Genomic DNA, 19676 nt, shown 5'->3' on the forward strand with positions numbered 1-19676 from the left:
ATAAATTAGAAAAAAACAGCTTGCAGATGGAAGTCTGCAAGCTGTTCAAATACGTTTGTATCATGTGTTTTTTTTATTTTTTTTGCAACTCGCTTGCCGACAATAACAAGGTCACCACTTCAGCACGTGTTGCTTCGGCTAGTGGGTTAAACATATTTTTGCCTGTTCCCTTCACCAGTCCTACATCATATGCAGCAGCGATATATGGAACAGCCCATGCCGGTACTTTATCTGCATCCGCGAAACTCAGTGCCGGATCGGACTCCACTGGAAGGCCGAGTGCTCTGACGAGCATAACCGTCATCTCTACCCGCGATACTTTACCCGATGAACGGAACGTATCATCCGTGTACCCACTAATGATGCCTTGATCCACTGCCTGAGCAATAAAGGATTGTGCCCATGCAGGTATCCCAGCAGCATCCTTAAACGTCAATGACTTGTTGCTGGCTGGAAGTTCAAATGCTCTTCCCAACATCACAATGAATTCGGCGCGTGTCGCTGGTGCATTCGGACGGAAATTACCATCCTGATATCCGTTCACAATTCCCCGGGAAATGGCCTGTCCAATGGCAGCCGCCGCCCAGTGATTTCCGATGTCCTTCAGGTCCACAACCGGTGTGGTTGGATTAGGACTTCCTCCATTACCCGGAACGGTTGGCGTAGTTGGGTCTGTAGGATTGGTTGGTGTAGTCGGTGTGGTTGGAGTTACAGGCGGGGTAGGTGTTGTAGAACCTCCACCACTGTTACCACTGCCCGGATTACTTCCATTATTCCCGCCACCATTACCAGGATTGCTTCCATTTCCTTCCCCCGGAAGTGGCGCTCCCTTCAAATCCATACTGCGTCCTTCCGTCTTTTGATCGACTGTACCTACACGGTCCAGATGTTCATGGAAGATTTCATAATCGACCAGATTCAATTCGTAGAATCGATTATCATCTTTCGCTATTCTCATAGCACGATAGAAGTCTCCACCATTAGCCATGAACGAATTGGTAGCGACGATATAATACCCGTTCGGATCGATATCCGAGTAGGTACCATCTGTATTCTTAATCTGAACTTTGATCACACGTTGACCGACTTGGGTCACGGTATTGGTCGTTGCATCAATTTTCTCGCCTGGTTTCGTGGAATCGTAGTAGAAACGCATACCCGCTACTTGCGGAAAACGCCCTTCTCCCGTTTCCACACCACTAACGCCATTTTCCAACGCGGCTGTGATTTCTTTGCCTGTCATTTTCAACGCAGACAGATTATTAGCGAACGGCATCACAGTCAGGAGATTGCCCAGCGTAATATCACCTGTCTGGAATGAAGCACGAATGCCACCACCGTTCTGGATCGCCACGTATCCTTTGACGTCGTTTTCCTGCACAATGGATTTCACTTTCTCCAGCATACCGTCTGTCATCAGGTTTCCTAAATTGGTTTCCTGTTTCCGCACAGTGCCACGTTCTCCATCCAGGAAGACATTTGTTTTACCGATAATCGTTTTCTTGAATTGTTCCAACTGAGGGGCATATTCTTTCAACTTGTTTGCAGCTTCCACATCATCAGCATAAATGAATTGGTTGGCAGCATCTTTCGCATCCAGACTCAACAATTTGCCGTTCCACTTCTTCAATATACCCGCTTCATCAAACGTAACATCCAATTGACCAAGAGAAACGTCATATTCCCCGGTTTGCACAACCAATGTTGGCTCATCCAGGCTACCCACAACAATCGGTTCCTTCAGAATGGTGTGTGAATGACCACCTACCACAATATCTATCCCTTCTACGGCTTCAGCCAATTTGAGATCCTCTGAATAGCCAAGGTGAGTCAAAGCAATGATTTTATTGATACCTTCATTTTGCAGCATCTCTACAGTTGCTTGTGCACTTGCCTTATAATCTACAAACTTCAAGTCATCTCCCGGTGAAGAAAGAGATACTGTGTCCGGTGTCGTCAGTCCGAAAATACCGACTCGCTCACCATTCACTTCCGTAATAATCGCCGGATAGATTTCAGCTTTCTCACCCGGATCACCGATGTTATTGTTGTACAAACCACTCAAGCTCGCATCCTTTGAATAATCAATATTAGCACTTACAAACGGGAACTCTGCTTTTTCAATAAATGCTCTCAGTACGCTTGGACCTTTATCAAACTCATGGTTACCAAAAGTCATGGCATCATATCCGATCATGTTCATGAACTCCAGGTCAGCCAGACCATTAAACAGATTGAAGTACAATGTACCAGAGAATACATCCCCCGCATCCAGCACCAGGGTACTATCATTACGTGCTTCCTTAATTGCCGTTACTCGGCGCGCGATGTTATCCAGATGCGCATGCGTGTCGTTTGTGTGCAGTACGCGTAGGTTGAAGTCGCCTTCTTCCACTGGATCTCCAATACTCAATTGTGCAAGCAATGGATCATGGTCGCTCACTCGTCCATCTGCTGTCTCAAAATCGGCATTCACATGTACCACTTCGATGGCTGCCGTCTCAGTCAGATTTTTACTCACCAGAATGTGATCCAGTGTCTGGGAGTTTCCATCATAGATGTAGGAATACCGCTGATTTTCTGGCAGTTCGTTTACCAGATTGTCCAGTTCATTACCTTCAACAATGTTCAAAGTATTCGAGAATTGGAAATCATTAAAATCACCAAGAACAGCGACATTTACCTCATGGTCTTTGTTCAGTAACTCTTTCACAAACCCATTCACCAATGCAGCTTGCTTCGCACGTTGAACTTCACTGCTTCGAGTGGCAGGTTGTATACTTCCAAAAGGTTTCAGGTCTCCACCTTTCGAATTGAAGTGATTGGCAATCACCACTACACGTTCACCATTGAATTCGAATTCAGCAGCGAGCGGTTTGCGGGAGCTGGCGAACGCCTCGTCCCCTGGTGCAATACGACCCGGATTATTGGAGAGACTGCCGTCAGCTTTGACTGTGATCGCTGTCGTAGCATTTCCTTTTCCGATACCATTAGCCAACGATACACGGTTCGGCTGATAAAGGAACCCTACACGAATATTGGCACCAGGTGCCCCGCCATCCTTGTTATTTTCCGGAGAAATCTCACTATATCGATATGTTGGTCCGTTGTTCGTTTTGATTGCATCAATTAGCGTCTGAAAACTCTCATTGGACGCTGTTGTGCCCGTGTCGGCATCGCCATCGTTATCCTGAACTTCCATGATGCCAATGATGTCTGGCGTGTTCAGATTATCCACGATGATTTTACCGATTTTATTGGCTCGTGTTGAATCTTTTTTGCTGAAGTTCTCCACATTAAACGTAGCAATGGTCAGTTTATCTGCCGCTTGTTCAATGGAAGTAGTCGCTTGTTTCGTTTCTCCCGGGATAACTGCTGGTAAATTCCCTTCAGGACTCACCTTGAAATTTCCACTAGAGTAGGTCATTACTCCGACTACATTACCATCCAACTTATCGCCTGTTTTTACTGCTTTGGAAGGTTTCTTGCCGATAAATAGACGCTGCGGATTGAGATCACTCTCATTCATATCTTTCTTGTTATCGGTCAGAATAACACCACCGTTAGGTGTGCGAAGTGGATTATTCTCACCATTATCCACAACAACGGCCAGACCCGGTTGACTGGAGTAAGGACCTATAATTTCAGGCTTTTCCAGTTCAACACGCATGCCTTCCAAACTTTCAAAAAAGTCTATAGCATCCGTCTCGGGATTAAATTCTGCAAAAGAGTCTGAGTCAATGACGGTTGGAATTACACGTCCATTGACACCCAACTTCACAGGTGCAGGTAGATCTACCTTATCTATTACTTTTACAATGGCACTCGCCGTAATCTGCGTGGTGGTTAATTCGTTAACCGCCCCATATTCCGCAACTTTCCCAGATACCTTCACCTGATTGCCAACGATAACTCCATGACTTGGTTTATAAACCTGAATGGCTTCGGATGTCCGGTTATCATCGTCCATCTCGCCCGGAAGCTCTTGCATGTAAAAACTGCTTGTACTGACAGAGGTAACAATACCTTCAATATCCTTAACATCGTATCCGTTAAAAACAGAGGTATGTCCTGCGCCCTGAATATCATGGATACGCACGTTTTCTTTATCAGGAAGTACTTGATACGTAAAGGTGTACACTGCACTGGATTGTCCATTAAGAATGGCAACAGCCTTGATTACGATGTCTTGATCAATCAATATTGGACTACTATACACGGCGGAAGAAGAAGTAGGCTCTGTATTATCCGTCGTGTAATGTACAACTGCACTCTTGGCTGGAGAGGTTAATGTGACTTCATTGTTCCGGGGAATCCCGCCAGATGGAACACTTGCCATCACAGACAGGCTATTTTCTACAACATCTGCGGCTGTTCTAGGCAAAATCTCTAATCCGTAATTACTGTTGAATGTCAGAACACCCTGCACATATTCGTAGGTTTTGCCAACAGTTAGCGCGGTAGGAGAGTTTTTGGCATAAATCGTCATCTCAGCACCATGACTATCCGTAGCGTAAAACGTCGAACTACTGCCCCGTGTTACCTGAATATCTCTTACTTCGACAAACATTCCCTCATACTTTTCGCCCGGACCTTTATTACTTTGGTCTGCTGGTCTGACAAAGTCTGTGGACACCATATTTTTGGGTCCGGGGAGTGTTACATTTTGCTCAGTTACCTTCATGTATCCTTCGGTAAAACCTGACTTATCCTTCTCGATCTGGACGAGTCCGCTGTAGTGGGTAATTGGACCATACACTTCAATGCGATCCCCCACATCAACCTGATTCTTCGCTCGGACTACAATGCCAGCTTCTTCGTCTTGAATATAATAATTCGTAAATTCTCCGGAGAGCTCACTGTACGTTACGACACCTGAAACGGCTACATTTGTATTTGGTGCAAGGACTCTCGCATCAGCAATGGATATGATTCCAGTCTCGTCTGCTTCCTGTACTTCTGAGTTATCCGTCTCAACTGGTTCTTCACTTTCAGTTCCATCAAAATCACCATCTTCGTTAGTTGGTGACTCTGTCCCCTCGAGGTCTGACGATTCTTCAGTTGGGACAGTATTCGGTATGGAGGTCTCCTGATCACTTGTGTGCTGCTCTTCCGCTACTACACTTTCCTCATCAGCATATGCGGTGCTACTTAATCCACCTATTGGTGCCGCACCTGTAACGACAAGAACGAAAACCAGAAACCCTTGTGCCCAACGTTTCACTTGCTTGTTGTTCATTCGTCCTACCCCCATGTTTTCAACTTGGCAATCATTTGTTCAGACAGCTTGTACATTAGTTCAAATATAAGATAACTGAATAACAGACTCGTGTAAACAATATTTCTTCGTTATGAAAGAAAATAGAACACTTATATCACATTTTCTAAACTAACCTCTATAATAATGAATAAATAGTACTAACTTTTAACTAAAAACACGTTATTAAGCCTATTAAAGTTATATAAATGTTAGATATACGGTTACTTAACGTTAATTAAATTGACATTTATACTGAATATATATACGAATTCGACATTTAGTAACAGTACTCATTTCTTTAAACCCACTAAAACCTGAGTCTTAAGACATGCATTTTCACATGATAAAACGATATGTACGGATCACTTTAGATCACCACATTAACTGAGTATAAAAGAGAACTATTAAGCGCAAAATCAGTATGAGTTAATAGAATGTTAAAAAAAAACCACAAGAACATCTCCAATTACTCTCAGAGACTTTCTTGTGGGATAATATAAAATATGAAAAATGATACTAATTTCACTTTTTCGAAATGTTACAGACGGTTTTCAATACACTTCTGTGTCTGGTGTCAGAGTAATATTACTTCCATAGGGTTCAATTAATCCTTGTTGCTCCAAGTATTGGTCAACGTATCGATCTGCATTCAGTGAAGTTGACCCGATCCAGTCTGAATATGTTTTTCCAAACATTTTATATAGTATGTCACTAGTATATTCATTACTTAATTCCCCAAAAACAGTATATAACTGTTTTACCGTATTTGTGTGTTTTTTCCCCTCTAAATCGGTCCATGTTACTTTTTTATTCAGATCTACCTTCCTTATATCCTTAGTATATATTTGTACATTTGACCCATTGATTTTGAAGTACACACGGATGCTTTTTTCGTAAGGATGACCCTTGAGAATGCTCCACCCTTTCATATCTCCAGTAGCTGGCACAGCATAAAGTTTCCCTTTTGTTGGAGTTGTTCCTGTTACACTGTTTTGTTTTTGAGGTTGTTCAATATTAATAGTCATTTTACCTTTACCAATGGATACTTGCATCTGCTTAGCTTTAGAGTTATAAGTCACAGTTCCATCCAGAGCATCTGAGAGAACAGAAGCAGGAAACAAAGTTACGCCATTTTGAACAAGCAACGGGGACTTGAGAGTTAATGGCTCTCCATTTAACGTTGCTTTTGTTCCCGTTTTCGGGAGAGTTAGTTTGGTAGAACCAACTTTAATCTCGAAGGCGTCCTGTTGAGCAATATAACTAACACTCCCTCCCAGTGCCTTAAATACCTCTTTCATCGGAACAAGAGTCACACCATTTTTTATGTATCCTCCATCAATTGCTTCATCCAAACTACCTGAAATAGTAACTGATCTTTCAACATTTTCGACTTTAACAGTAATTGTTGAAGAACCTACACCTATTACCTTTACCATCCCAGTGCTCAGCACTTGAAGTATATGAGGTTCACTTATCGTATAATCTGTTTTTGTAAGACCTGTATTTCTTCTGTAGTATGGATCGTTATCGCTATGTATTGAATTTTCGTCATCATACACAACAACTATATTAAGATTAATCTTACCACCGACCGAAACTGAAGTATTAGGGATGAGTTCAATATCTTTAACTTTAAGTTCCTCCGCATAAACACTTGAAACAAACAACAACATAAATGCCATCATTAGAACCGTTACTCTTTTCATTCACTTGTACTCCTTCTTATTTTTAATATTGTCCATTGCTTTTCATGAATCCATGTATTGGGATACCCCTTTCAGCTTCCTATTCTATTTTCGGAATCATTAACAAAAAATGTTAGTCTTTCTTTTTAGTAAAACAAAAAAATTGAATGCAGCTTAATCACTGCATTCAACATGGATATGAATTAAATTATTTCTTCACCGTGCTGTTATACTGCGCAATCTTGTCTGTAATTTGTTTGGCTGCTGCATCCAGTGCTTCCTGTGGTGTACCTTGTCCATTCAGGACCGTTTCAATCGCTCCTTCGACAAGTTGTCTGGCTTCCGGGAATACACCCATTAATGCCCCGGATGTTGCTGTCGAATCGGCGGAAGCGTGCAATTGATCGACTGCTGTCTGGAATTGCGGGTACTTCGCCATATTATCCTTTAATACTTGCTCATTGTAGGCTGCTGTCGTAATAGGGAAGTATCCTGTCGCAACACTCCAGTTCGCTTGTACCTCTGGTGTAGCCAAGTACTTGATGAATTCCCATGCCGCTTGTTGTTGTGCTTCGGATTTGTTGTTCATGATGTACAAGCTCGCTCCACCCACTACAACGCCGCCTTCTTTGGCATCCGCTGGACGAGGCAGGAAACCTGTTCCCAGTTCAAACTTGCCACCTGAACCTTCTACGATTTTACGCAGGCCAGCCGTGGAATCTAGGGTCATACCGATTTGCTGAGCGGTAAATGCTGCTGTTGTATCGTCTGTGCTACGTCCCAGATTGGAGAGAGTCTTCTCATCAATCATCTTTTTCCACCACGTTAAAGTCTTCACTCCAGCTTCGGAGTTCAGCAGAGACTCTGTAGCTGCTTCATTTCTTCCGTTTCCATTGTTTACATAATCTGCATTCTGGTTTGCAAAGAACTGTTCCATAAACCAGCCGTAGATCGCCATGGATGCACCTGGCTTACCGTCTTTCGCCAGTGCTTTTGCTACTTGCTCAAACTCTTCATACGTCTTCGGCGGGTTCTCCGGGTCCAGACCTGCTGCTTTGAACATATCCTTGTTGTAATACAGGATCGGGTTGGATGTGTTAAACGGCATGGCGTTCAATTTGCCATCGATGGTGTAGTATCGGATGATGTTTGGCTCCAGTTGGGACAGGTCGAACTGATCCTTGTCGATGAACTGTTGTACTGGCGTAATCATGCCCGAATCGATCATGAACTTGCTACCAATCTCATAGACTTGGATAATGTCTGGACCGCTGTCTGAGCCCATGGATGCTTTGAGTTTGTTCAGACTTTCATCGTACTTCCCTTGATAGATGGGTTTCACCTGAATGTCGGGATGGCTAGCGTTAAAATCGGAAGCGAGTTGGTTAATGGCTTTCTCCCCAGCGCCAGACATGGAATGCCACCACGTCAATTGTATTGTTTCAGCTGCGGCCGCTTCTGCTTGTGCTCCACTTGCCGGGCTACTTGTTTCAGCTTTTGTTCCGCAAGCGGAAATGACCAACATGAGTGCAGCCAGCATTAATGCGAATGTTCCTCTTTTTTTCAAACGAAATCGCTCTCCTTTTATATGGCTCGCGTACAATAAAATCTTGGGGATGACGCGGTGTGGCCGTTACGGTTACGAATCGTTCTTTTGATCGCTGTTATTCCCGGATTTTTCTCATTCCCCCTCTCAAAGGGGAAAATCCGGGGATAAAGGCGAACGCTTTGCTTCTTCAGAATCGATTTCGTCCCCTCCACTACTACCGTCGTTCATTTCAACATTTTATTTGAAGCACGAGCCTCATTTTATTCGCTCCTGGTATCCAAACCGTGGACCTTGTAAGAAGATACAAGGTTTAATTCAAAACCTCTAAATTAAAATCTTTAGATCAAAACCTTCAGAGCTTCCACTTCAATTAAATACTTGTAAAACTTTCTCTTCCTACCCCTTCAGTGCGCCTGCGGCCATTCCGCGGACAAGCTGTTTCAACCCGAAAATCAATAGCAGTAAGGATGGTAGAATGACCATGGCTGTTCCGGCAAATACAAGATTCCACGCTGTGGATTCCTGGAACTCCAGCATCGAGATTCCGATCTGTGCGGTTCTCATTTCCGGTGTGTTTGTCACCAGCAGCGGCCAGAGATACGAATTGTACATGCTTAAGAATGAATAGATTGCCAGTGTTCCAAGTGCCGGACGGGACAAAGGCAAGACATGCGATATGAAATAGCGAATATGACCACAACCGTCGATCTTCGCCGCCTCGAACAATTCCTTGGGTAGCTGCATGAAGAACTGTCTTAGCAGGAATGTACCAAACGCCGTTGCCAGAAACGGCACGGTAAGCCCCTGGTAACTATCTAGCCAGCCCCAACTGCGAACCGTCAGGTAGTTGGGGATCATCGTCACTTCCCATGGAATCATCATGGTGGCGACAAACATGCTGAAGATGACGTTTTTGCCTTTGAACTGCATTTTCGCAAAAGCATAGGCTGCCATACTCGCTGTAATCAATTGACCAAGCGTTGTCAGTCCTGCGACAAGAAAGGTATTGCCGATAAATCGACCGATCGGAACAATATCAAATACTTCGCTAAAGTTGGACAGATCGATGGAATTTGGAATGATATGTGGCGGATAAGCACTCGCATCTTCCGGCGTCATCACGGCCATGAAAAAGGTGTACATCACCGGATACAGCACAAGCGCTGCACAGATCGTCAGTAATACATACAACAGCGTTTTGGTCCATGTCGCACTCATTGGTAATGCACTTTCCTTTCTACCCATTTGAACTGGATCAGGGTCAGCAGCATAATCACCACGAACAGGATCAGTGCCTGTGCACTACCTGTACCAAAGCGGAAATTAACGAAGGCTTCCTGATAGATGGAATATACAAAAACATTTGTACTGTCCATCGGACCACCCCGGGTTAGAATGTTGATCTGACCGAACGATTGAAAAGCACCAATGATTGATACAACCGTGACAAAGAACAACGTTGGTGACAGTAGCGGCATCGAAATTTTGCGAAACGTCAGCAATGGTCCTGCACCGTCAATCTTGGCGCTCTCGTAGATCTCATCCGGGATGCCCGCCAAACCACTGGATAGAATAATGTAGTTGAATCCAAGGTTCATCCAAATTGTCATGATGGAAATTGAGATCAATGCCCAATCCGGGCTGGTGAGCCAGGGAATTGGATCCATGCCTACTTTGCCAAGCAGATAATTCAGCATGCCCAGGGTCGGATGGAATAGAAACTTCCAGATCACCGCTGACGAACCGACGGATAACACCACGGGCAGAGAGAATACAAATTGGAATACACGCATTCCCTTGAACCGGTTGTGAGTCAGTGCAGCCAGAATCAGAGCAGCCAGCATGCCCGTAGGCACTGTAAACAGTACAAATAGTAATGTCACTTTCATCCCTTGCATAAACAGTCCTGATTGGAACACGGCCTTGAAGTTATCCAGTCCTACATAAGCCGCAATCTGCCCCGTCGGATCTGTGGAATGCAGACTCAGGTACACGGACTTAAACATCGGGTAAAACAGAAACACTGCAAACAAAAGCAGCGATGGTGCCAGGAAACCATAGGCCAGCAGATTCTCCCGCATTCGCTGCACACGCAGCGAGGCTGTCCGGCGCTCACTCGTACCGGATACGCGCCGTTTGGCGGCGGGCAAGCTGATCCGGTTATCAAGCTCACTCATCGGATTTTCTTCCCCCTTGTTTCACGCATTCAGTGTGTGTGAAATGTTAGATCAACTTCAGCACCACGTTATCTAGTGTAAGAGTCGAATGTCACAGCAAAATTCATTCTGAATCAACGTAACGTTAATCATGGACAAGGGACTTTACGGAACCAGGGATCAACTCTACGCCGGAATTAGAATTAGATTTCATGACAAAAAACCGCAGGAACTCCCCTGTTTGGAGATGTCCCTGCGGTTTGATGTGTAAATGGAATATGAACGTTTGCTTATTAATAAAAGCGACTCATTTTACAATAATCTGTAAATCTTCCAAACGAGGTGAAGCGATTAACCGTTTGAGTTAACGATTAAGATGATATGGCACCGTGGTGACAATCACGTCTTTGTAATTGATCAGATAGGCCCGGATCATGAAGCTGGTCTGGTTGTGCAGTACATTTTGCCACCAGTGCTTAGTGATGAATTGTGGAATCAATATGGTGATGTGATCGGTCTCGGCCGTTTTCCACTCTACTGTATCAATAAATTTCTTCAGCGGCCCCATAATGCTACGGTATCTCGATTTGATCACAACCAGACGAACACCTGGATTCCATTCTTCCCACTTCTGCTCCATCTTGCGTATGGCCTCATCATCGAAGCCAATGTAAAGTGCGACCACGTGATCCGACATCGTCTGGGCGTAACTGATCGTATTCATAACAACCCGGGTAATGCCCGCAACAGGAATGACTATCGTATTGCCTTTTTTAGCTGGCTTATCGACCTGAATATCAATCCGTAGCTCATCTGCAATGTTGCAATAATGACGGTGAATACGCATGAACACATAAACAACGAGCGGCAAAAAGATAAAGATGACCCATGTCTGTGTGAACTTGGTGAAAATAAAGATCAGAGTAATCGATAATGTAGTCAGCATACCGACGGTATTGACCAGCAACTTCATCTGCCAGCCAGACGGTTTGACTTTGATCCAGCGAATCATCATACCGAGCTGTGACAGCGTAAATGGAATGAACACCCCTACCGCATAGAGCGGAATCAGGCTTTCCGTATTACCTTTGAACCCGACCACCAGCAGCGCAGACATCACACTAAGAAAAATGATCCCGTTTGAGAAACCAAGGCGGTCTCCTCTGACCATAAATGCATGCGGCATGTATTTATCCTTTGCCATCATGAAGGATAACAGCGGAAAAGCCGAATAAGCTGTGTTGGCTGCGAGGAACAGGATCAGTGCCGTTACACCTTGGATGATAAAATACATCGTGCCCCTGCCAAACGTCGCTTCAGCAATCTGGGAAATAACCGTTGCTTTGGGATCAGGCTTCACTCCGTACCCATAAGCCAGTAAGGTGATGCCGATGAACATGGCTCCCAATATACAACCCATGAGCAGTAATGTACCCGCGGCATTTTTCTCAGCAGGCTGCTTGAAGTTTGGGATCGCGTTACTTACCGCTTCCACGCCAGTCAAGGCCGAACAACCGGAGCTGAATGCTTTTAATAACAGAAACATACTCACATGGGATAGACTTGTTCCGAATTCTGGTGCAGCTGCTTCCATCCCCCCGGCAAGAAATTTGATTCCACCCGAGATAATCAGAACCGCAATCGAAAAGATAAATAGATAAATGGGGATCGCCAGCACAGACGCTGACTCCGTCACTCCCCGCAAATTCATAATGGTTAGAAAAACAATCATAATCAGAGCAATCACAACACTGTAGTCATGCAGCATAGGAAAAGCCGACGTAATCGCATCCGTCCCTGCGGACGAACTTACCGCAACGGTCAAAATATAATCGACCAGCAGAGATCCTCCGGCAATCAGACTGGATGTTGTACCCAGGTTATCCTTGGCTACGATATAAGCGCCGCCCCCTGTTGGATAAGCAAATATCGTCTGGCGATAGGAAAAAATTAAAATGACGAGTAATCCCAGCACGGCGATGGAAATCGGAACGGAGTACCACAGGGCGGCGAATCCGGCCGCAACGAGCACCAGCAAAATCTGTTCCGTACCGTAGGCAACGGACGATAGGGCATCCGAGGACAGGATGGCGAGTGCCTTCCATTTCCCCAATTTTTCTCCATCCAGTTCAGCCGATTTCATGGGCTTGCCTATTAAGATTCTCTTCATTTTGCCAAGCATGATCATAACTTCCTTCCGTCTCTCATCTGTGAAGCATTGTTATTATGCAAAATCGCAGAGCCGTTGACAATACGTCATTTCACCCGAATTTCGCCAGCGCGTGATAATGCATTCTACGATTCAATAATCGATAACAAAGCCATTCTTGTTCAGCAATTTGAACTTTTTTGAACCAAAATGGCGATTGTTCGTCAAAAAAAAGGAAATGGCCTTTGGTTCAATGAACCAAAGACCACTTCCTTGATCTATGCGTTAACTATAAAACAATACAACTTTCCTTAACTGCCCAGAATTCCGGGACGAGGAGTAACACCAAACGCTTGTGCCAGTGTGGTCAGCTGCTCATCCGTAATTCTCTGCCGGATCTCGTGACCAGCAACCAGCATATACACTTGGGCTGCCTTCTCGATGGTCTCAATCAGACCAAATGCCTCGTCAATCGTTGTTCCTGTTCCAAAGATGCCATGTTGCGGCCAGATGACCGCGTGGTATTCTTTCATTTTCTCAGCCGTTTCGCGTCCAATCTCGTTTGATCCAGGAATCATCCATGGAATAATGCCGATCCCATCCGGGAATACAACCACACACTCCGTGCACATCTGCCACAGCGTTTTCGTGAATTTTGCTTCATCCAATTCGTGGATAAACGTCATAGCCAATACATGAGTGGCATGGTTGTGCATGACAACCCGGTGGTTCGGGTCCAGTTTCAAACGTTCGATATGGCTCATGAAATGTGTAGGCAACTCACTTGTTGGATTCGCCCCCGACTTCAATCCCCAGAGCACTTCCAGCTCCTGTCCATCCTGCGATACACGCAGCACCCCTAGATTACTCTCCGGATCAGCGAGTACATTTTTGAAATATTTGCCCGATGCGGTCACGATAAAATACTTGCCTGCCAGCTCCTGCACCGAAAATGCTGGTTTGATCTTGCGAATCACATGAAGGATATCGATATATTGGGCAACTTCCTCTTCCTCCAGCAGATAGCTGACATTACCGCCATTACGCTCATCCCAGCCATTTTTCCACATATGTTGTGTAATCTCAGCCATCTCACGAACAAATGGGATATGGAAACCTGCAACCTGCGTTGTTTCATTGGTAAGGGTCACGTTCATGATCAATCTCTCCTTATATTGAAAATCAAATGGCTTGCCACGTACATAGTAAGTTCTTTATTTCACATTCATTATACCTTTGTTTATCTTTGGTAGTCAATAATAAACACAGATATATTCTTTTATTTATTTTTGTTTATTATTGTTTATTTGATAATAAAACAAAAAAATACCCCACCGGCGCCCGGCGGGGTCAGTCACACATCTATTTAACACGAGAAGGGGTTTACAAGACTTATCTTACCTCTGCTACCTTAATAGAAGCTGAAAGCGAAATAAAAAAAGCATGAAAACATATATCTCCTTGGGACAGAAGATTCAGTCCCTCCTTCTCATTCAGTACATATATCTCTTTGTCCAAACGCTTTTGTCGATTCTAACATATGCTATTCTAGCTTTTCTCAGAAAAAGTCATTCATAAAAAAGGAGTTGGACCTATGGCAGTCCTTTCTACAGGCCCGATTGAGAACAACCTCTCCGGTGGCAGCAGGCCTACACAACAGGTCACCATCAAAATGGTCAACACCGATTCCATCAATACGTCCAATGTACTTATTGAAGGTTATTTCCTGAATGGAACGAGAACCTTATATGTGCTGCAATCCGTTAATCTGACCCCCGGGCAAGTCTTCTCTCAAACCTACTATGCCAACCTGGATGGATACGAATATGTATTCACAACGGGTGGAGGCGCAGCTGCATCAACTGAAATTTCAGTGTGGGGAAAAGACAGCACCGGGCAAATCGTCACCGCACATCGTATTGTTTCGAATGAACTTGTTCTATAAAAAAGAGGAAACCGGATGCCCTCAATCCCTGTCCTTCATTGGTCGGGGGTTTCTTATTTTCGCAGCACATACGATGGATGCATCTTTCCTGTCGGTTCATAACGTTCATCACCTGTATACTCAAATCCCAGCTTGATCAAGATGTGACGTGACACTTCATTATCCGGATGATGCCCGGCAAACAGTGCCTTCACATTCATTGTGTCAAAGGCATAACCAATTACCGCCCGCGCCGCTTCCTGTGCATACCCTTTACCCCAGTGATCCCGGGTTAGATGAAATCCCAATTCATAGATCTCCTCTTCAGGAGAATACGGACGCAGGCCACAGCAACCGACAAACACCTCCGACTCTTTCTCAAAAAGGGGCCAATATTGCACACCCGCTTCCTTCTGCCTTTGAATCTCCTGTGTTAATCTCGCTTCTACTTCATCCTCGCTCAGAAATCCCTTGCCGCTAATCCATTTGGCAACCTCATGATCGCCCCACAATGCAAACGCCAGCGCACGATCTCCTTCGTTCCAAGTCGCACATTCCAACCGTTCAGTTTCAAATAAGATTGTTCTGTTCATCATCGACTAACCTCCTGTATGCCAACACCAGTTCACGTGCAGCTTATACCTTAAATTAATCGAATGACCGTCAGGATAAACAACATTTATAATCTGTGTACATGTTCATCCCTTGTAATAACACTTATAATTGCTTAGCCAATTTCTCAAATTGATTGATGTGAGGCTTGATCTCTTTCTCTACACTTTTTATAAAAGAGCTGAATTGCTTGGAAATATACTCTTCTCCAACACCAATATGTTTATATACTTTTCCCTTTTTATATGTAAATGAGAATATATAACCACTCTTCAAATCATTCCAAATGTCTCCGGCATACCCTAAGATTTCAAATCTCAATTTCGAATCTTTGTAAAGAAACGAATATGGCGGATCATATTCCCCATTTCGTACATCATAGCCTGCAATCCACTGATCTTTTGCAAATGTCCCTGTTTGGATTCGCGATTCCAGCATATATCCAGTCAAAGCTATTTCGTTAACATGAAGTTTACCTTTACCATCTTTCTTGTCACTCTTCCAGTTCCCATCATACTTGGACTCTGTAATACTGTCCTCTCCGCGTGTTATAACTTTATATACGCCGTGTCCCGAACGTTTTCCCTGTGCCCAGCTTCCTTTGTAGGTTTTGGTTTTCCCCCAGGTCATGGTTCCATTCCCGTGAGGTTTTCCATTTTTGGTCTCTCCATAATATGTAGCCCCATTGCCATACTCCAGAGTAGTCTTTTCATTCGCCGCCTGAGCAACATGTGGTAACAGAATTACAGACAATCCTAAGCTTACCCCCATAATATAGATGAACATCTTTCTAAACATCAAATCTCCCTTTCTCTCGCTGTATAAGAAATTCATTCTTATAACAACCTATTAATCAAATAATAAGACTCTAGTATAATATCACTTTCAATCCAGAAGGTTCCACATAAAAAAAAGAAAAACCCCTGCCGACAAGATGTCCGACAGAGGCCGTTCCAATTCAGTTCACATCAATTACAAATCTGCTACGGCGAATTGAATTGTTCCGGAAGCTGCGCCTCCAAGGTTAGCTAACAAGGCAAACACCAGAACTCCACCTGCAGAAATGGTAAGGCTGCTGTTTACAGGAACAACGTAAGTGACTACTGGTGCATTAACACGTGTGATCACGAGAGATACCGGAAAAGGTCCAGCGTTGTTCACTGTAGCACTGGCATTTGTGCCTCCAGCCAGGTTTTCGTAGTAGGACTTGCCTACTCCGGCAGGAAGGTTGTAATTTTGTATCGGTAAAAGGATGGCCATTGAATTCACCTCCTTTTTGCTTTGATACGGTATTCTATGCTTGAAATCTATTAAAGCAACGGTGAATTACCAGGGTCATAATGTCCAATTTTGATAGACTTCATAGATTGATAGACGAATGTACGCAAAAAAGCCCCACCGGACCATCCGGTGGAGCCAATTAAGCTTACTTTAGTTTAATTACGCATACAGCATGAAAAAGTTCAGTTCATGGCCCTGCTGCTTGAGATAGTTATACAGCTGCGAACGGTGATGGAATACATGCGTTACGGTTTCAATCTGCCATTGAACCTGCAAGTGACCATGTTCCATATAAAAAGCTTTTGTTGAACGATTCAAAAAGTCGTCTTCGCTCAATCCCGTGATATAGGCTTTGTAGGATTCGAAATTGCTCCATAATGTTGCTTCAAGCTTCTCGATATCCTGGGTCCCCGACAGGCTATTCTCTACCAGCCCAACCTCAGCTTCACCTTTTTCCTGCATAATGGCAAGATCCGATGCGGTAATCTGGATAAAATGATGCACTAGCTCCACCAATGAACGCATATTCTCCTGTGGACGATACGACCAATCCTCCGAACGGATCAAGCGAATTAACGAAGCCCCCGTCCGTACGCCTGTTTCCAATTCATTTAACAAGTGATCCCGAATCTGCAATGTTCCATTCATATATGATGTCTCCCTTATCTTTTATTCTCACGACTTCAGTATAACCGAAGGTGCTACAGATCTATTGTACAAATCGGACAACATTCTGCCATGCTCCCTAGCTGCCGTCAGCGGAGTCTCTCCATAAAACTTGCGAAATTGCCGAATCAGATGGGCTTGGTCAAAAAATCCATGATTCTGGGCAAGCATTGCCCAGTCTGCCGTGTTCCCTTGATGAATATCACTCAACACACGATGAAAACGAACCACCTCACTGAATCGTTTGGGACTGATTCCGACCCACTCAGAGAACTTGCGATGCAGCTGCCGCTCACTGATCACTTCACGCATCGCCAGCTCTTGGACACTCATACGTCCCCCATCGATAAAGATGCGGTGCAGCACGTTTTTCATCAAATTGTTCTCCGATGTGCTTGCCTGCACGGGCAACGGACTCAAGTACGCATTCATAACCTCTACTCGCTCTGCAAAACTTTTCGTTTCGGCCATCCGTTCCTGAAGCTCGTTTAGCTTCTCCGGCCAACATTCCTGAAGGGCAATTCGCTTATCCGTAAACCACTCCAGAGGCATGCCATGGAAGACATGCGCTCCACCCGGGAAGAACCGGACACCAAAGGTGTAGTCTCCAGCAGGGGAACCATCATCGGATGGCTCAGGTACAGCGAACGGCTGTGTATAATTGCCACAGTAAGCATAGGAGTGCTCTGAACAGACTGGGTCGTATGTAATCAGCATGTCCGTGCAACCATCCGGTAATACCCGGGCAGGTACCGTCATCATCGATCGCTCTGGACCTTCTCTCTTAGCAACATCCGCATGTGTGTTCGGAAGAGATCCTGATTCCCAATAACAGGCCACATAAGCCATCAGACCAGTAGCAGGTACTTTCTCAACATAATAACTGTCAGGGTACGTTCCATTCATCTGAATAGGCTTAAACAACGGGTGCAAACTGTGATCCACAATTCCATCCTCCGGCCACTAGAGTTGGTTACACATTATGTATTCATCTATCATACCACCAACCGCAGAAATGAAGAAAAAAAAGTGCCCTACCGGAGGACAATCCGATAGGGCCAGTCACACATCTATTTAACACGAGAAGGGGTTTACAAGACTTATCTTACCTTCCCAACCTTAATGGAAACTGAAATTGGGATGAAAAGAACATCAATTTTTCTTATAGTGCGTGTTCAAAAAGAGCGTTTTTGACAACCTCTTAAAGTGTCTTGATCAGTATGGACGCAATTAACACGGATGCTGTTGTGACCGTTGTGAATCCACCTACCAGCATTGGCGTTAAAATCTCATCGAGGATGGCTTTGCGTTCATTTTCATCACGTCCAACTGAACGGCTTACTTCCTCACAGATAATGTAGTCCCCCGGAAAACCGAATAGTGCAGTCAGTGCCACAGGCAGACCTTTGAGCGGGTCCCATTTGAACAGCTTGGAGCCAACAAATCCACCGATCAGCACCCCAATTACACCGATTGCGATAATGAACAACACTGGAATAATGGAACTAACCACCGCATCAAAAGTGATCGACTCCATACTTGTCATAACGACTACGATCAGACCTATCATGGCAATTCCCGATGTACTTGCTTTATCCAGAATACGAGATGGGAACAGTCCGATCAGATGTCCGAGAACCCCGAGCAACAGAGCCCAGATACTGTAGCTAAGTCCGGTTACATTACCTAGATAAATGGAGAGACTACCCATAATGAACAAGAGCAACAGCAGAATAGGTGCAGTCTGGAATCGCTGCGGAAGGAATGTTTTGGCATTCGCTTCTTTAATGTTCACGTGGCCTTCCCCTGCAACCTTGTTCTCAAAAGCGCCCTGCTTCTGCAGTTTCAACGCATATCTGCGCAACATATTGGTTGCAATCGGCATCCCCACGAGGGAATGAATACCCAGAATAACAGCCGGAATTGTAATCAGATGACCCAGATTCATCTCCTGCAACTTCGTGGTTGTGATCAGATAAGAGATAATGCCACCAACAACCGGACTTGATCCGGCAACAGCCGTAGGATAACCATAGAACGGTGATACGATTAACAGGATAAGACCTGTCGCCGTGAGTGATGCGAACAATGAGATCAGTATTGCTTTATATTGGGAACGTATTAATTTCAGCGGTATTAATGTCCCCATGTGTACAATCAGCGGAGCCACCATGAGAGCCCCGAACGCCGTCAGAGCAGAGCTGGATACCACTCCTTTAGGAAATAACCCCGCCCAGTTCAGCAGCAAATATCCGATCAGAATAACAAGCAAGGAAGGAATTCGCGCTTTGGACCAGATCGAAACCAGTTCCCCTATAGCTAAAATAACTAGCAATACTGTGGCGATATATATCGGTTGACTAAACATGGTGGCTTCTCCCCATTCTCTATGTT

General features: G+C 44.5%; 14 protein-coding genes. 1 reads left to right on the plus strand and 13 read right to left on the minus strand.

Features of this window, described 5'->3' with window-relative positions; genetic code table 11:
• Nucleotides 1–73: 73 nt before the first annotated feature.
• From MHB71_RS18375 to rhaD, 7 genes are all read right to left on the minus strand, one after another.
• Nucleotides 74–5239 (minus strand): 5'-nucleotidase C-terminal domain-containing protein, encoded by a 5166-nt coding sequence (locus MHB71_RS18375; RefSeq protein WP_340027205.1) that lies wholly within the window; start codon nucleotides 5237–5239, stop codon nucleotides 74–76.
• Nucleotides 5240–5811: 572 nt separating this feature from the next.
• Nucleotides 5812–6966 carry a copper amine oxidase N-terminal domain-containing protein gene (locus MHB71_RS18380; RefSeq protein ID WP_053061476.1) on the minus strand — a complete coding sequence of 385 codons (1155 nt, stop codon included), beginning with the start codon at nucleotides 6964–6966 and terminating at the stop codon, nucleotides 5812–5814.
• Between the two features lie 187 nt (nucleotides 6967–7153).
• The gene (locus MHB71_RS18385; RefSeq protein ID WP_340027206.1) at nucleotides 7154–8512 is read right to left on the minus strand and encodes an ABC transporter substrate-binding protein; all 1359 of its coding nucleotides are present in this window, start codon (nucleotides 8510–8512) and stop codon (nucleotides 7154–7156) included.
• 378 nt (nucleotides 8513–8890) lie between these two features.
• Nucleotides 8891–9712, minus strand: a complete 822-nt coding sequence (locus tag MHB71_RS18390) for a carbohydrate ABC transporter permease (protein WP_336759487.1) — start codon at nucleotides 9710–9712, stop codon at nucleotides 8891–8893.
• Nucleotides 9709–10671 carry a sugar ABC transporter permease gene (locus MHB71_RS18395; RefSeq protein ID WP_076327280.1) on the minus strand — a complete coding sequence of 321 codons (963 nt, stop codon included), beginning with the start codon at nucleotides 10669–10671 and terminating at the stop codon, nucleotides 9709–9711. Before MHB71_RS18395 ends, MHB71_RS18390 begins: the two co-directional genes overlap by 4 nt.
• A 343-nt stretch (nucleotides 10672–11014) precedes the next feature.
• The gene (locus tag MHB71_RS18400; RefSeq protein WP_036669004.1) at nucleotides 11015–12832 is read right to left on the minus strand and encodes an APC family permease; all 1818 of its coding nucleotides are present in this window, start codon (nucleotides 12830–12832) and stop codon (nucleotides 11015–11017) included.
• A gap of 278 nt (nucleotides 12833–13110) precedes the next feature.
• Nucleotides 13111–13956: a rhamnulose-1-phosphate aldolase gene (rhaD, locus tag MHB71_RS18405; RefSeq protein WP_340027207.1), complete on the minus strand. Its 846-nt coding sequence runs from the start codon at nucleotides 13954–13956 to the stop codon at nucleotides 13111–13113.
• A 437-nt stretch (nucleotides 13957–14393) separates the two neighbouring features.
• Between rhaD and MHB71_RS18410 the strand changes: the two genes are divergently transcribed.
• Nucleotides 14394–14744 carry a hypothetical protein gene (locus tag MHB71_RS18410; RefSeq protein ID WP_036611232.1) on the plus strand — a complete coding sequence of 117 codons (351 nt, stop codon included), beginning with the start codon at nucleotides 14394–14396 and terminating at the stop codon, nucleotides 14742–14744.
• 53 nt (nucleotides 14745–14797) lie between these two features.
• On the opposite strand, the gene MHB71_RS18415 is transcribed toward MHB71_RS18410, so the two are convergent.
• The 6 genes from MHB71_RS18415 to MHB71_RS18440 all read right to left on the minus strand — a co-directional run bounded on the left by MHB71_RS18415 (nucleotide 14798) and on the right by MHB71_RS18440 (nucleotide 19650).
• Entirely contained in the window at nucleotides 14798–15319 is a 522-nt protein-coding gene (locus tag MHB71_RS18415) for a GNAT family N-acetyltransferase (RefSeq protein ID WP_340027208.1), read from the minus strand.
• Nucleotides 15320–15440: 121 nt separating this feature from the next.
• Entirely contained in the window at nucleotides 15441–16133 is a 693-nt protein-coding gene (locus MHB71_RS18420; RefSeq protein ID WP_340027209.1) for a hypothetical protein, read from the minus strand.
• Nucleotides 16134–16307: 174 nt separating this feature from the next.
• Nucleotides 16308–16595: a hypothetical protein gene (locus tag MHB71_RS18425; RefSeq protein WP_340027210.1), complete on the minus strand. Its 288-nt coding sequence runs from the start codon at nucleotides 16593–16595 to the stop codon at nucleotides 16308–16310.
• 180 nt (nucleotides 16596–16775) lie between these two features.
• Nucleotides 16776–17264, minus strand: coding sequence for a DinB family protein (locus MHB71_RS18430; RefSeq protein WP_074093953.1), 489 nt, complete (start codon nucleotides 17262–17264; stop codon nucleotides 16776–16778).
• A 27-nt stretch (nucleotides 17265–17291) separates the two neighbouring features.
• Entirely contained in the window at nucleotides 17292–18227 is a 936-nt protein-coding gene (locus MHB71_RS18435; RefSeq protein ID WP_340027211.1) for a helix-turn-helix domain-containing protein, read from the minus strand.
• Nucleotides 18228–18483: 256 nt separating this feature from the next.
• A complete protein-coding gene (locus MHB71_RS18440; RefSeq protein ID WP_036668987.1) occupies nucleotides 18484–19650 on the minus strand; it encodes a hypothetical protein in 1167 nt (388 codons plus the stop codon).
• Between the last annotated feature and the right edge of the window lie 26 nt (nucleotides 19651–19676).

Origin of the sequence: Paenibacillus sp. FSL H7-0940, assembly GCF_037979415.1 — a bacterium.
In the GTDB taxonomy this organism is placed as follows: Bacteria; Bacillota; Bacilli; order Paenibacillales; family Paenibacillaceae; genus Paenibacillus; species Paenibacillus amylolyticus.